Here is a 13,725-nt window from a genome sequence, read left to right on the forward strand (position 1 = left end):
CTTCGGGGTGGAGGGCGGCGGCCGCGTCCGCCGTCGCGGCGGGGCCGACGTCGAACGCCTGCAGCCAGGTGGCGATCCCGGCGAGCGGCTTGGGGTTGAGCGTGTAATACCGCTTCTGGCCCTGGGCGCGCATGCTCACCAGGTCCGCTTCGCGGAGGACTTTGAGATGCTTGGAAATGGTGGGCTGGCTTGCTTCAAGCTCCTGGACCAGTTCCCCCACCGCTTTGTCCCCCTTGCGGAGGGCTATCAGAATGTCACGCCTGGTTGCCTCAGCAATGACGGCAAATACGTCGTCTGTCACCATGCCCTCCACACTAGCGACATATACGCCAGATGGCATCCACGAATTGTTCCGTTGGTGCAAGCCCCCAAGCCCGGCCCGGATTCAGTCGAACCAGGGATCCAGTCCGTGCAGGGGAAACACTTCCTTGCGGGTGGCCATGATGGTGCGGTCCACCTCGTCGTTGGGGTCGAAACCCACTTCCCAGGACCGCCACCAGAGGTCCACGTCGTCGCCCATCGTCTCGGGGGGCTCCACGCCGAACCTGGCGCCGTACTTGTCTCTGACGTAGTTGCGCCAGTCCTCCGGAACCGGGGTGCGCAACGGCACCGGGCGGCCGGCGGCGATGGCTATGAGGTGGCTCCAGGACCGCGGGACCACGCTGACCACGTTGTAGCCGCCGCCCCCGGTGGAAATCCACCGGTTCTCGCAATAGCGGGCGGCGAGGTTGCCGATCGCCGTGGCGGCCTCGCGCTGGCCGTCCACACTGATGTTCAGGTGCGTGAGCGGGTCAAGCCGGTGCGAGTCGCAGCCGTGCTGGCTGACGATCACTTCCGGTTCGAACGCGCCAATGAGCTGGGGCACGACGGCGTGGAAGGCCCGCAGCCACCCGGCGTCAACGGTGCCGGCCGGGAGGGCGACGTTCACGGCGCTGCCCTGCGCGTTCGGTCCGCCGATCTCGTTGGCGAACCCGGTGCCCGGGAAGAGGGTCAGTCCGGATTCGTGCAGCGAAATGGTCAGGACGCGCGGATCGTCCCAGAAGATGCTTTGCGTGCCGTCGCCGTGGTGAGCATCGACGTCGACGTAGGCCACCCGCCGGACGCCGCCGTCGAGCAGCCGCTGGACCGCGAGGGCGGCGTCGTTGTAGATGCAAAAACCGCTCGCGCGCTCCCGGGAGGCGTGGTGCATTCCGCCGCCGAAGTTCACGGCCCGCACGGCGCTGCCGTCGAGGACAGCTGCGGCCGCCAGCAGGGAGCCGCCGGCCAGCCGGGCGCTGGCTTCGTGCATGCCGGCAAAGGCGGGGTCGTCCTCGGTTCCGAGACCCCTGGCGTGGTCKGAGGTGTCCGGGTTTGCGCTCACGCGCCGCACGGCGGCCACAAACTCCGGGCTGTGGACCGCGCACAGCTCCGCGTCGGTGGCGACGTCCGGAGCCGCTACCGAGACGTGGTCCAGATCCAGCAGTCCAAGGCTGCCGGCCAGCTTCGCTGTGAGCTCCATGCGCTCCGGCGCCATCGGGTGGGAGTGGCCAAAGTTGTAGGCAGTCATGGCTGGGGCCCACACCACCGTCGTTGGCAGCGCGGTCTGAGCGAGTCCGGGCAGGAATGTCATCAATCACAGGCTACCCGAGCGGTCCCCGGGTTCCCGCGCGCGCAAGGGCGTTCCCCCGGCCATTACCCGGTGTTTAGTGGTTTACTACTTGGGGAAGAAGTTTCAACCGAGGAAGAACATGACGCAAAGCCAGTCGAGGTCCACGAGCCCGGCCAGCTGGCAGCCAGGCATGCCGGAGCGGGAAGGCCTGTGGATCTTCACACGCCTGCGCGACTTCATTGACAGCATCGCGAACAGCTCGCCCGCCCGCCTGGCGCTCTCGGCGTTCGGCGTCGTGATCTTGGTCTTCACCGCTTTGCTCTCGCTGCCCTTAGCTTCCGCGACGGGACAGGTCACACCGCTGCATCAGGCGTTCTTCACCGCGTCGTCAGCTGTCTGCGTCACGGGCCTGACCGTGGTCTCCACGGCTGTGCACTGGTCTTTCTTCGGCCAGCTCGTGATCCTGGTCGGCATTTTCGTGGGCGGCTTGGGCACCTTGACCCTCGCGTCGCTGCTGGCGCTCATGGTGAGCAAGAGACTTGGTGTCCGGGGCAAGCTGATCGCCCAAGAGGCCATGAACGCCGGCCGGCTCGGCGAAGTCGGCACGCTGCTCCGGATCGTGATCGTGACCTCCGTCGTGATCGAGGCGGCCCTGGCCGTGACCCTGATCCCTCGCTTCCTGCTCCTTGGGGAGAGTTTCCCGCAGGCCGTCTGGCACGGGGTCTTCTACGCCATTTCATCGTTCAACAACGCCGGTTTCACGCCGCATTCGGACGGAATCGTGCCGTACGAAACCGATCTCTGGATCCTTGTCCCGTTGATGCTCGGCGTGTTCCTGGGCAGCCTGGGCTTCCCTGTCGTCATGGTGCTGCACCAGAACGGGCTGCGGTGGAAGAAATGGAACCTCCACACCAAGCTGACCATCCAGGTGTCCTTCATTCTCCTGGCCGCCGGCACGGTCCTGTGGGGTTTCCTGGAGTGGGACAACCTGCGCACCATCGGGGACATGGACCTCGGCGACAAGATCACGCATGCGCTGTTTGCCTCAGTCATGTTGCGCTCCGGCGGCTTCAACCTCGTGGACCAGAACCACATGGAGTCCACCACCATGTTGCTCTCCGATGCCCTCATGTTCGCCGGCGGAGGTTCCGCATCCACGGCGGGCGGCATCAAGGTCACCACCATCGCCGTGATGTTCCTGGCGATCACCGCCGAGGCCCGCGGCGACGCGGACGTGAAAATCTACGGCCGCACCATCCCCGAGGGCACCATGCGCGTGGCCATCTCGGTGATCGTCGCCGGCGCCACCCTCGTCTCGGTCTCGGCCCTCCTGCTCCTGCACATCAGCCATGCCTCCCTGGACCGGGTCCTGTTTGAAACCATTTCCGCCTTCGCCACGGTGGGCCTCAGCACCAACCTCAGTGCAGAGTTGCCGCCGGAGGGGGTTTACGTCCTCGCTTTGCTCATGTTTGCCGGGCGCGTCGGGACGGTCACCCTTGCCGCCGGCCTGGCCCTGCGCCAGCGCAGCCAGCTGTACCACTACCCGGAAGAGAGACCGATCATTGGCTAGTTCCTCAGGCGCCGTCAACCGCCCCGCCCACAACGCCCCCGTGCTGGTGATCGGGCTGGGCCGTTTTGGTGCATCCACCGCAGAACAGCTGGTCAAACAGGGCCGGGAGGTCCTGGCCATCGAACGCGACCGCAGCCTCGTCCAGAAGTGGGCGAGCGTCCTGACGCACGTGGTGGAAGCCGACGCCACCAACATCGATGCCCTCCGCCAGCTCGGCGCCCAGGAATTCAGTTCCGCCGTCGTGGGCGTGGGCACCTCGATCGAATCCTCGGTGCTCATCACGGTGAACCTCGTAGACCTGGGAATCGAACACCTCTGGGTCAAGGCGATCACGCCCTCGCACGGCAAGATCCTCACCCGCATCGGCGCCAACCACGTCATCTACCCGGAGGCCGACGCCGGCGTCCGTGCCGCGCACCTGGTCTCCGGGCGCATGCTGGACTTCATCGAGTTTGACGACGACTTCGCGATCGTCAAGATGTACCCGCCGCGCGAGACCGTGGGCTTCACCCTCGATGAGTCCAAGGTCCGGTCCAAGTACGGCGTCACGATCGTGGGCGTGAAGTCCCCGGGCGAGGACTTCACCTACGCGCGGCCGGAAACCAAGGTTTCCTCGCGGGATATGCTCATCGTTTCGGGCCACGTGGACCTGCTCGAACGGTTCGCTGCCCGCCCCTAGGCCACAACCGGAGCCTGCGGAAACCGGAGCCGCGGCCTGCTCCGGTGTCCGCCCGGGCCGGCTCAGGCGAGCTGTCGGGTGATTTCTGCGGCGCGCTCAGCCGCCGCGCGGGCGCCGTCGGCAATGATGGCCGGCAGTCCGCGCTCGTCAAAGGTGGCGATGGCCCGTTCCGTGGTGCCGTTCGGGCTCGTGACCGCCTTGCGCAATGCGGCAGGATCCGCGCCGGGCTCAGCCAGCATGAAGCCCGCCCCGGCGACGGTCTCGCGGGCCAGCAACAGCGACAGCTCCGGGTCCAGGCCCAGTCGTGCCCCGGCCTCGGCCATGGCCTCCGCCAAGTAGAAGGCGTAGGCCGGGCCCGAGCCGCTGATCGCGGAGAGGGCGTCCACCTGCTCTTCCGGGATCTCCACGACCGTGCCGGCGGCGGCGAGGATGTCCTTGGCGCGCTGGAGCTGCCCGGCGGAGCAGCTGGTCCCGGGCGAGACGGAGACGACGCCGCGGCCCAGCTTCGCCGGTGTGTTCGGCATCGTGCGGATGACGGGCTGGCCGGCCGGCAGCGCCGCCTCCAGCTGCTCCAGTGACACGGCGGCCGCAACGCTGATGACGATCGTTCCGGGTGAAAGGGATCCGCTGATTTCCCGGGCCAGGTCCGCGATCCCCACGGGTTTGACTCCCAGGATCACGACGGCGGAGCCGGTGGCGGCCTGTTTATTGTTGTCGGGCTCTTCTTCGCCCGCGATGGCGGTGATCCCGTGGTGGCGCTGGGCCAGCTCGGCCGCGCGCCCGGCCCGGCGGACTGTCGCGACAATGTCGCCCGGGTCGACGCCGCCGTCGATCAGCCCCGCCATAATTGCCTCGTTCATTGACCCACAGCCCAAGAATGCGATTCGGTTGCTCATGTCCCCATCATTGCAGTCTGACGTGATTCCCAGACAGCTCCCACCTTCAGCGCAGTCAGCGCACAACTTTGGAACCTAACGTTGTAACTACCTCATTGAGGGTGCGAGTGATGCAGCAGGCATGCGGATGCCTGCGCGGCACCGGTGGTTGCAGCGGGTTTTCCCATTTTCCCGCAGCGTACCGCCGGTGCCTTTGCCGTTTAAAGCCCCTGCGGCGGAGCCGGCCACCACCCGGCGGGCGCCGTCGGATTGCCAGCGAACACACAGGGAAAACTCGCTGCGCACCCATGATCGGCCATTATCTTTGAAAGTGCCTCAACAGGTGCGAGTGATGATAGCCGGTTCCCCCGGAGCCGGCGGTGCGCCGGGCGATTTGCAGCAGAGTTCCCCCAAGTCCTGCTCCAGATCGCCCGGCCCTACTCTTTTAACCGGCGTGAACGGGCCCGTCACGGGGCGCGGCCCGGCCCTGCTTTCTAACCGTCTGCGGCCCCGCCGAACACCGGGCTGCGAAGCTTGCCTTCCAGGAACCGGCGTTCCGCCGCGCTGCCGGCAAGCGCCAGCGCCCGCCTGTAGCCTTCGGCGGCCTCCGGATAGCGGCGCAGGCGCACCAGGAAGTCTGCGCGGACGGCGTGGAAGAGGTAGTAGTTGTCCAGTCCCAGGCCCTCGACCGCCGCCAGCCCGGCAACGGGCCCGCGGAGCTCTGCCAGGGCCACGGCGCGGTTCAGCGCCACGACAGGACCCGGCGCGACGGCCAGGAGCTGGTCATACAACTGCAGGATCTGCGCCCAGTCGGTGTCCCCGGCGGTCGCGGCGTCGCTGTGGACGGCGTTGATCGCCGCCTGGAGCTGATACGGTCCGGGCCGGTTCCGGCGCAGGCACCGGCGCACCAGCTCACGGCCTTCGGCGGCCAGGGCGCCGTCCCAGTGCCCCCGGTCCTGGGCCGCAAGCAGCACCAGTCCCCCGTCGGGCGTGAATCGCGCGGCGCGGCGGGACTCGATGAGCAGCATCAGCGCCAGCAGTCCCGCCGCTTCCGGCTCGTCCGGCATCAGCGACGCCAACAGCCTGCCGAGCCGGATAGCTTCCGTGCAGAGCTCCTCACGTTCCGGGCCGTCGGAGGGGCCCGCGTTGTAGCCCTCGTTGAAGATGAGGTAGACCACCGCCAGCACCGATTGCAGCCGTTCGGGCAGGTCGGCGCCCTGCGGGACCCGGTAGGGGACTTTGGCATCCCGGATTTTCGCTTTGGCCCGGACCAGCCGCTGCGCCATGGTCGTTTCCGGGACCAGGAAGGCCCTGGCGATTTCCGCCGTCGTCAATCCACCCAGAAGCCGCAGCGTCAGCGCCACCTGGGCGGACCCGGCCAGGGCAGGATGGCAGCACGTGAAAATCAGCCGCAAAGTATCGTCGTCCACGTCCCCGACCCCTGACTGCTCCGCCAGGAACTGCTCTTCGGCGGCCGGCGCGGGTCCGGCCCCGGACCGCGCCGCCGCGAGCAGGGCCGCCTGTGCGTGCTTGTCCTCGCGTGAGGCTTCCCGCCGCAGCCGGTCAATCGCCCGGTGCCGTGCCGTCGTGATGATCCAGCCAGCCGGGCTGGGCGGGACGCCGGCCGAGGGCCAGTGCTGGACCGCCGCGGTAAAGGCATCCTGGACGGCGTCCTCGGCAATATCGATGTTCCCGAACGTCCGCGTCAGAACGGCTACGGCGCGGCCGTACTCGCGCCGGAACACCCGGGCGATGTCCGCCTCGGTCGCTGCCTCATCTCCACGGCGGTCACCCACACCAGCACCCCCGACCCGGCGGCTAGTGCTGGAACGGACGGACTTCAACGGGAAGTGTGGTGGCGCCGGCCAGCTTCCTTGCCCAGCCAAGGGCCGCGTCCAGATCCTCGGCCTCGATCACGGTGAATCCGCCGAGGTGCTCCTTGCCTTCGGTGAACGGCCCATCGGTCACCAGGATCTCGCCACCGTTGGGCCGCAGGACTGTCGCGGACTCCGCCGGGTGGAGACCCGCGGCGAACACCCAGGCCCCCGCCGCCTGCATTTCATGGTTCAGGGCCGCCAGGTCACGCATGATGGGTTCGAGGAACTCAGGGTCCGGGGCGGGGCCGTCCGGCTGGTAAATGCTGAGCAGGTACTGCGTCATTTCGGGTGCCTCCTTGTCGAATCAGCCGGCGCCGTGCCGGCCTCTCAGCAATTACACGATCGAGGACGCTCCGGATCGACACAGTCGCGACTTCCGCCACTGGCCCAAGCCGTCTCAGAGAGCCTTTTCCGGCGACTGGAGCCGCGCCGGCGGTTGCTCTGCCACATGCGGCGCGGGATCGATCGGCCCCTCAAACACAAGCTGGTCCAGGCGGCGGAGGATGAGTCCCTCACGCAGGGCCCACGGGCAGGTCACCATGCTGTCGAACTTGAACATTTCCAGTGCCGCTTCCGCGACGAGGGCGCCGGCGAGGACCTGCGGCGCGCGGGCCTCGGAGACGCCGGGCAGGTGGAGCCTGTCCCCTATCTCCATGGCCGAGATCCGCTGCGCCCAGAGCCCGAGGTCGAGGGCCAGCAGCTCCCGCTTGACGTAGGGCCCGGCGCCGCTGGGGGCGGCCCCGGCAATCCTGGCGAGGGACCGGAAAGTTTTGGACGTGCCCGCGACGAGGTTTGGCGGGCCCAGCTTCTCGAATTTGCGCACCGCGGGTTTGAGCGTGGAGCGGATGTAGCGGCGCAACTCCTTGATGCTCTTGGCCGAGGGCGGGTCCTCGGGCAGCCAGTCGCGTGTCAGCCGGCTGGCACCGAGCGGAACGGACATTGCCAGCTCGGGCAGCTCGTCCTGTCCGAGGGCCATCTCGAAGGAGCCGCCGCCGATGTCCAGGTTCAGGATGGGCCCGGCACCCCAGCCGTACCAGCGCCGGACGGCAAAGAAGGTCATGGACGCCTCTTCGCTGCCCGTGAGCTCCCGGAGGGTGACGGTGGTTTCATGTTTGACGCGGGCCAGGACGTCAGCGCCGTTGGTGGCCTCGCGGATGGCCGAGGTGCAGAACGCGAGGAGGTCGTCGGCTTTGTGCTTGGCCGCGAATTCCCACGCCTCGAGGACGAACTCGACCAGTTCATGCTGCCCGTCGTCGTCAATGTTGCCGTCGTCGTCGAGGTACTGCACGAGCGACAGCCGCCGTTTATGCGAGGCGTAGGGGACCGGCCGGGCGCCGGGATGGGCGTCGACCAGCAGGAGATGGACAGTGTTGGACCCGATGTCGAGGACGCCTAGACGCATGCTGCCATTATTCCCCCCCACGGAGCGGCCGGCCTAGCTGCGACGGCGGTATTCGCGAAGAATACCGCCGTCGCAGTCTGGCCGATCGGGGGCCTAAGCCGGGTCGGCAGTGCCGTCAGCGGGCTCGTCGGTTGGCTTGAAGTCGCGGCGGATGTTGGCCACGCCCTCCGGGTCGATTTCAAAGCCGTAGGCGGCGCCGGGGTTGATCACCATGCCGAGCTCGGCGCCGAGGTTGCCGATGATCGCGGCGCCCTGCGTGCCCAGCACGTTCGGCGCGGCGGCGAGATACTGCTCGGTGACGCGGCTCGGGTGCGAGAAAACGGCCAGGACGGGCTTGCCGGAGGAGTTGGCGAGGACCAGCGGCTCCACCTGCGAGTCGGGGCCCTCGAGGGCGTCGGAGCTGACCACATAGACCTCGTTGTTGAGGAAGGCCAGGATCACGTCCACCGGGTTGGCGTCCGGCTGCTCCCCCCGGGCGAGCTGCTCCTCGAGTTCGTTCAGCGGCTGGTTGTCCAGGTGTGCGGGCTGTTCAGTCATATTCCTACTCGATCACGTCCACGGCCGGTCCGCAAACGCAAAATCGCCGGAAACCTGCGGATTCGCCGGTAATTTCCGGCGAATCGGCAGGTTTCCGGCGATTTCGGCGTGCTGCCTACTTCTTGGCCGGGGCCTTCCGCGCGGGCGCCTTTCGGGCCGTCGTCGTGCGCTTGACCGGGCCCTTGGCCCGCTTCTCCGCGAGGAGTTCGACGGCGCGTTCCCGGGTCAGCTCCTCGATCGAGGTGGTGCGCGGCACGGTGATGTTGGTGATGCCGTCGGTGATGTACGGGCCGAACCTGCCTTCCTTCACCACGATGTTCTTCTCCGAGACCGGGTCCGGTCCGAATTCGGCCAGCGGCGGCACGGCGGCGCGGGCGCCGCGCTGCTTGGGCTGCGAGTAGATCTCCAGCGCCGCCTCGAGCGTGATCGTGAAGATCTCCTCTTCGGAGCCGATGGAGCGGGAGTCCGTGCCCTTCTTCAGGTACGGGCCGAACCGGCCGTTCTGCACCGTGATCGGGTTGCCGTCGGCGTCCTGGCCAAGCACGCGGGGCAGGCTCATGAGCTGCAGCGCCTCGTCCAGCGTGATGCTGTCCACGCTCATGGACGCGAACAGGGACCCGGTGCGCGGCTTGGCCTTGACGGGCTTCTTCGGCGGCTTGGGCCTGCCGTTCTTGTAGTACTCAACGGGCTGGTTGGCCAGCTGTTCCTCGGTCATCTCCGGGATGATCTCGGTGACGTACGCGCCGTAGCGGCCGTTCTTGGCCACGATCGTGTGCCCGGTGTGCGGGTCCGCGCCGAGGACGCGCTCCTCCGGGGCGGCGGTCTCCATGAGTTCAACGGCTTTGGCGGCCGTGAGCTCGTCCGGGGCCAGGTCCTCGGGGACGTTGGCGCGGGCTGCCTCAACCACCTCGCCGGTCTCGGGATCCACCGTCGCGGTGGAGCTTTCCAGGTACGGGCCGAACTTGCCGACCCTAAGGGTGATCGCGTCCGTGATCGGGATGGAGTTGATCTCGCGGGCATCGATCTCGCCGAGGTTGTTCACGATGCTCAGCAGGCCGGGCTCGGAGTCCTCACCGAAGTAGAAGTGCTTGAGCCACGCGGGTCCGGCCGCCTGGCCGTTGGCGATCTTGTCCAGGTCCGCTTCCATGTCGGCGGTGAACTCGTAGTCCACGTAGTCGTGGAAGTGCTGTTCGAGGAGCCGGATCACGGAGAACGCGATCCAGCTCGGGACCAGCGCAGAGCCCTGCTTCCGGACGTAGCCGCGGTCCTGGATCGTGGAGATGGTGGAGGCATAGGTCGACGGGCGGCCGATGCCCTTCTTTTCCAGCTCCGCAGTCAGCGAGGCTTCGGTGTAGCGCGGCGGCGGCGAAGTCTCGTGGCCGACGGCGACAATGTCGCTGGCAGTGAGCGCGTCGTCCTTGGCCACGTTGGGCAGCCGGCGTGCTTCCTCGGACTCGTCGTCGCCGCGGCTTTCGTCCTTGCCTTCTTCGTAAGCGGCGAGGAAGCCGGGGAAGGTGATGACGGTGCCCGACGCCGAGAATTCGGCATCGCGGCGGTCGGCCGGGTCGCCAACGGTGACGGCGCCGAGGCGGATCGTGGCGGTGGAGCCCTTAGCGTCAGCCATCTGCGAGGCGACCGTGCGCTTCCAGATGAGCTCGTACAGGCGGAATTCGTCACCGGAGAGCTGCTGGGCCACCTGGGCCGGGGTGCGGAAGGAGTCGCCGGCGGGACGGATGGCCTCGTGGGCTTCCTGCGCGTTCGCTGCCTTGCCGCTGTAGACCCGCGGCGACTGCGGCACGTACTCGGGGCCGTACAGCTCGGAGGCCTGGCKCCGGGCGGCCGTGACGGCCTCGTTGCTCAGCGCGGACGAGTCCGTACGCATATAGGTGATGTAACCGTTTTCGTAGAGCCGCTGGGCCACCTGCATCGTGCTCTTCGAGGAGAACCGCAGCTTGCGGCCGGCCTCCTGCTGCAGGGTGGAGGTGGTGAACGGCGCCGCCGGGCGGCGGGTGTACGGCTTGGTGTCGACGGAGCGGACGCGGAAGTCGGCGTCCTGCAGCCCCGCCGCGAGCGAGGTGGCGAGTTCCTCGTTGAGGTGGACGGCGTTGCGGGAGGTGAGCTCGCCGTTGTCGTTGAAGTCCCGGCCGCTGGCGACCTTGGCACCGTCGACGGCGGCGAGTTTGGCTTTGAAGGAGCCGGAACCGGCGCCGAACTGGCCGGTGAGGTCCCAGTAGGAGGCGGCCTTGAAGGCCATCCGCTCGCGTTCGCGGTCCACCACCATGCGGGTGACGACGGACTGCACGCGGCCTGCGGAGAGGCCGCGGGCCACCTTGCGCCACAGCACCGGGGAGATCTCATAGCCGTAGAGCCGGTCCAGGACTCGCCGGGTCTCCTGGGCGTCGACCAGGTCCTGGTCGACATCGCGCAGGTTGTCCATGGCCCGGTGGATGGCTTCCTTGGTGATTTCACCGAAGGTCATCCGGTAGACGGGAACCTTGGGCTTGAGCACTTCCAGCAGGTGCCACGCGATGGCCTCGCCCTCGCGGTCCCCATCGGTTGCGAGATAGAGAGCATCGGCGTCTTTGAGCTGGGCCTTGAGCTCGGCGACCTTCTTCTTTTTGTCCGAGGACACCACGTAGTAAGGCTTGAAGTCGTTGTCGATGTCGACGGCGAACTTGCCCAGCGGGGTCTTCTTCAGTTCCGCGGGGAGCTCCGAGGGCTGCGGGAGGTCGCGGATGTGACCAATGGAGGCCTCCACTATGAAGCCTTCGCCGAGGTACTTGGCGATGGTCTTGCTCTTGGCGGGAGACTCCACAATCACGAGTTTCTTGCCGGTTTTGGCCTTGCTTGGCACGGTGCTCCTACAGAAAAAGGTGGCTCGGGCAGATGCGCCCATACCCGCCTAGTTCACCATATTTTGCAGAATCCCGCGCATCCGGCCGGAAATGACGGCCCGGCGGACGCGGGATTCGGCCGCAATAAGGCCATGTGCTGGCCGGCCCCTGAGGGCGCCCCGGATGCGGTTCAGCGCCGTGCCCGCGACCGGTTCAGGCCTTCCCGTTGGCGGGCTCAGTCCTTGCCGGCGGCGGGCTTGACGGGGGCGGGTTTTGCGGCGGCGGGTTTGGCGGCCGCCGGGCCGCGGTCGTCCGGAATCATCGACCACATCGTGGCCATACGTTCGGCGCCTTCGGGCAGGTGGTCCGGATCCTCGAGTTCGTAGTCCCGCAGCAGGTCGAAGATCCGCCGCGTCAGTTCGGCGCGCTGGTCCGGCGTCAGGTACAGCAGATTGCTGGCCAGTACCACCGAGGACGGTCCGTCGGCGGTATCGCCGCTCTCGCGCCGGGCGTTGCGGGCCGTGGCGTAGGCACGGACCCGGCGGCGGTAGGCGTCGAGCTCGAGGTCCAGGACGGCGAGTTCGGGGCTGGCCACTCCCCCCAGCGAGTGGATGGTGAAATCTGTACCGGCGGCCTGCCAGCGCCGCTCCCGGGCATCCCCCGCGGTGGCGGCGGGAATCACGATGCCCCACTTCTGCAGTGCCCGCAGGTGGTAGCTCATGGCACTGGGAGTCAGCCCGGTCTGCGCGGCAAGCTCGGTGGCCGTCCGGCTCACCTGCGTGGAATACAGTTCGGAAATGACCTCCAGCCGGGCGGCGTGGGCCAAGGCACGGATCGCCTTCGGGTCGGTGATTTCCACTTGCTTCTCCGGACGGTGCCGGCGCCTGGTGGCCGGCGGAGCCATTGACTCCGCCGTCGGGGTTTCTGCGTTCACTCCTCCAGTGTATCCAGCCCCGCCAAACTATGAAAGAAATGCTTGACATTTGTTTTGCCGCCGGACTAGGTTCCTTTTTATGAAACATACACTTCATAAATTGCCGGCACCCGCAACCGGCGCGCGGCCCCTGTGGCGCAACCGCGACTTCCTGATTGCCGGCACCGCCCGGTTCGTGGCGACGGCGGGGATGGGCGCCGTCGTCGTCAGCGTCATGCTGCATCTGCAGAACGCGGCCGCCGCCGGCGAAACTCCTGTCGCCGGGCCCTGGCTCGTGGCCGCGTACCTGCTGTGCTCAGCGCTGCCGCTGGTCCTCCTGGCCCCGTGGGCCGGCCGGCTCGCCGACACCATGGATTCGCGCACGCTGGCGACGGCGAGTTCGGCGGTCAGCGCCGCCGCCGTCGCCGGCATGGGGCTTGGCATGCAGTACCTGGAGAACTATCTGCCCGTGCTGTTTGCCATGACGTTCCTGCTCGACGCGGCCCAGTCCGTGGCCAGCCCCACCTGGCAGGCCCTGCTGCCGCGGATCGTCGGAGAGGACCGCACGCCCCGGGCCATGGGGACCATGCAGGCGACCATCATGATCGCGGGGATGGCAGGTCCCGCCGCGGGCGGCCTGCTCAGCGGCTGGGGCGGGACCGGGCTGGTGTTCACCGTGGCCAGCGGCTGCTACGTCGCCATGGGGCTGGGCGCGCTGCTGATCCGCACCCGCCGCGGCACGGCGGCCGAACGTGCCGGCCAGGCGAAGCCCGCGCTGCTGGACGGGCTGCGCCTGATCCGCCGGGACAGCCTGGTCTGGGCCCTGGTCCTGGGGGCGATGTTCTTCATCGTCGTCGGCGAAGCCACCAACGTGCTCGAGGTGTTCCTGGCCCGCAACGAACTTGGCGCCACCGAAATCCAGTACGGCCTCCTGTCCGCAGCCTTCGGCCTCGGCATGGCGGCCGGGGCCGCGATGGCCGGCAGGATCAGGACGCCTCGGGTCCGGCTGCGCGTGCTGCTGGCCGCCATGACCGGAGCCTCGGCGTGCCTGGTCCTCACCGGGATGGTCCCGAGCGTGGAACTGCTTTTTGTGGCCTACACAGGGACGGGAGTGGCCTGCGGCGTCCTGAACGCCTGTTTCGGGGCGATCGCGATCCTGCGGATTCCGGAGAGCGGGCGCGGCCAGGCGATGGCGATTGTCGGCGGGATGACGCGTGCCGTCTCCATTGGCGCGCTGGCCCTGGGCGGCCTCCTGGGCGCCCTGGTGCCGGTCCGCGTCAGCTTCGGGCTCACCGGCGCCGTCGGTGCCATGGTGGCCCTCGCCCTCACGGCGTACGTCCTGCCGCGGTTCGGCCGGGAGGACTCCGCCGCCAACACTCCTGCGGCGGCCATGGCGGCGGCCGGGGCGGCGGCCGGGGCCGCGGCGGACGCGGCGGACGCGGCGTTGCCG

12 protein-coding genes are annotated in these 13,725 nt (G+C 68.0%); 3 read left to right on the forward strand and 9 right to left on the reverse strand.

The window, feature by feature from the left end; translation table 11 throughout:
* The coding region (locus AC1D1S_RS13530) for an ArsR/SmtB family transcription factor (protein WP_476994698.1) at positions 1 to 304 on the reverse strand (304 nt) is incomplete at its 3' end.
* An 81-nt stretch (positions 305 to 385) separates the two neighbouring features.
* Positions 386 to 1,609: an acetoin utilization protein AcuC gene (locus AC1D1S_RS13535; RefSeq protein WP_476944921.1), complete on the reverse strand. Its 1,224-nt coding sequence runs from the start codon at positions 1,607 to 1,609 to the stop codon at positions 386 to 388.
* A gap of 118 nt (positions 1,610 to 1,727) precedes the next feature.
* Between AC1D1S_RS13535 and AC1D1S_RS13540 the strand changes: the two genes are divergently transcribed.
* Positions 1,728 to 3,158, forward strand: a complete 1,431-nt coding sequence (locus tag AC1D1S_RS13540; protein ID WP_243182131.1) for a TrkH family potassium uptake protein — start codon at positions 1,728 to 1,730, stop codon at positions 3,156 to 3,158.
* A gap of 40 nt (positions 3,159 to 3,198) precedes the next feature.
* Positions 3,199 to 3,837: a potassium channel family protein gene (locus AC1D1S_RS13545; protein ID WP_028277721.1), complete on the forward strand. Its 639-nt coding sequence runs from the start codon at positions 3,199 to 3,201 to the stop codon at positions 3,835 to 3,837.
* A 62-nt stretch (positions 3,838 to 3,899) separates the two neighbouring features.
* Here AC1D1S_RS13545 and proC read toward each other — a convergent pair whose 3' ends face one another.
* The 7 genes from proC to AC1D1S_RS13580 form a co-directional block, all read right to left on the reverse strand.
* Positions 3,900 to 4,733: a pyrroline-5-carboxylate reductase gene (gene proC / locus AC1D1S_RS13550; protein ID WP_028277720.1), complete on the reverse strand. Its 834-nt coding sequence runs from the start codon at positions 4,731 to 4,733 to the stop codon at positions 3,900 to 3,902.
* A 473-nt stretch (positions 4,734 to 5,206) separates the two neighbouring features.
* Positions 5,207 to 6,508, reverse strand: a complete 1,302-nt coding sequence (locus AC1D1S_RS13555; RefSeq protein ID WP_476994699.1) for an RNA polymerase sigma factor — start codon at positions 6,506 to 6,508, stop codon at positions 5,207 to 5,209.
* Between the two features lie 22 nt (positions 6,509 to 6,530).
* Positions 6,531 to 6,872 carry a YciI family protein gene (locus AC1D1S_RS13560; RefSeq protein WP_028277719.1) on the reverse strand — a complete coding sequence of 114 codons (342 nt, stop codon included), beginning with the start codon at positions 6,870 to 6,872 and terminating at the stop codon, positions 6,531 to 6,533.
* 114 nt (positions 6,873 to 6,986) lie between these two features.
* A complete protein-coding gene (locus AC1D1S_RS13565) occupies positions 6,987 to 7,991 on the reverse strand; it encodes a Ppx/GppA family phosphatase (RefSeq protein WP_043436435.1) in 1,005 nt (334 codons plus the stop codon).
* Positions 7,992 to 8,084: 93 nt separating this feature from the next.
* Complete coding sequence (locus AC1D1S_RS13570; protein ID WP_028277718.1) at positions 8,085 to 8,528, reverse strand: SseB family protein; 444 nt, start codon at positions 8,526 to 8,528, stop codon at positions 8,085 to 8,087.
* 115 nt (positions 8,529 to 8,643) lie between these two features.
* On the reverse strand, positions 8,644 to 11,382 hold the full coding sequence (gene topA, locus AC1D1S_RS13575; RefSeq protein ID WP_476994700.1) for a type I DNA topoisomerase: 2,739 nt from the start codon (positions 11,380 to 11,382) through the stop codon (positions 8,644 to 8,646).
* A gap of 215 nt (positions 11,383 to 11,597) precedes the next feature.
* Positions 11,598 to 12,296, reverse strand: coding sequence for an ArsR/SmtB family transcription factor (locus AC1D1S_RS13580; RefSeq protein WP_028277716.1), 699 nt, complete (start codon positions 12,294 to 12,296; stop codon positions 11,598 to 11,600).
* Between the two features lie 100 nt (positions 12,297 to 12,396).
* Between AC1D1S_RS13580 and AC1D1S_RS13585 the strand changes: the two genes are divergently transcribed.
* The coding region (locus AC1D1S_RS13585) for an MFS transporter (RefSeq protein ID WP_476994701.1) at positions 12,397 to 13,725 on the forward strand (1,329 nt) is incomplete at its 3' end.

This window comes from Arthrobacter sp. P1_A5, from assembly GCF_056406825.1.

Excerpts from the sequence above, each read along its gene's own strand:
- AC1D1S_RS13540 (WP_243182131.1), top strand. The coding sequence starts at position 1,728 with ATGACGCAAAGCCAGTCGAGGTCCACGAGCCCGGCCAGCTGGCAGCCA.
- proC (WP_028277720.1), bottom strand. The coding sequence starts at position 4,733 with ATGAGCAACCGAATCGCATTCTTGGGCTGTGGGTCAATGAACGAGGCA.
- AC1D1S_RS13560 (WP_028277719.1), bottom strand. The coding sequence starts at position 6,872 with ATGACGCAGTACCTGCTCAGCATTTACCAGCCGGACGGCCCCGCCCCG.
- AC1D1S_RS13565 (WP_043436435.1), bottom strand. The coding sequence starts at position 7,991 with ATGCGTCTAGGCGTCCTCGACATCGGGTCCAACACTGTCCATCTCCTG.
- AC1D1S_RS13570 (WP_028277718.1), bottom strand. The coding sequence starts at position 8,528 with ATGACTGAACAGCCCGCACACCTGGACAACCAGCCGCTGAACGAACTC.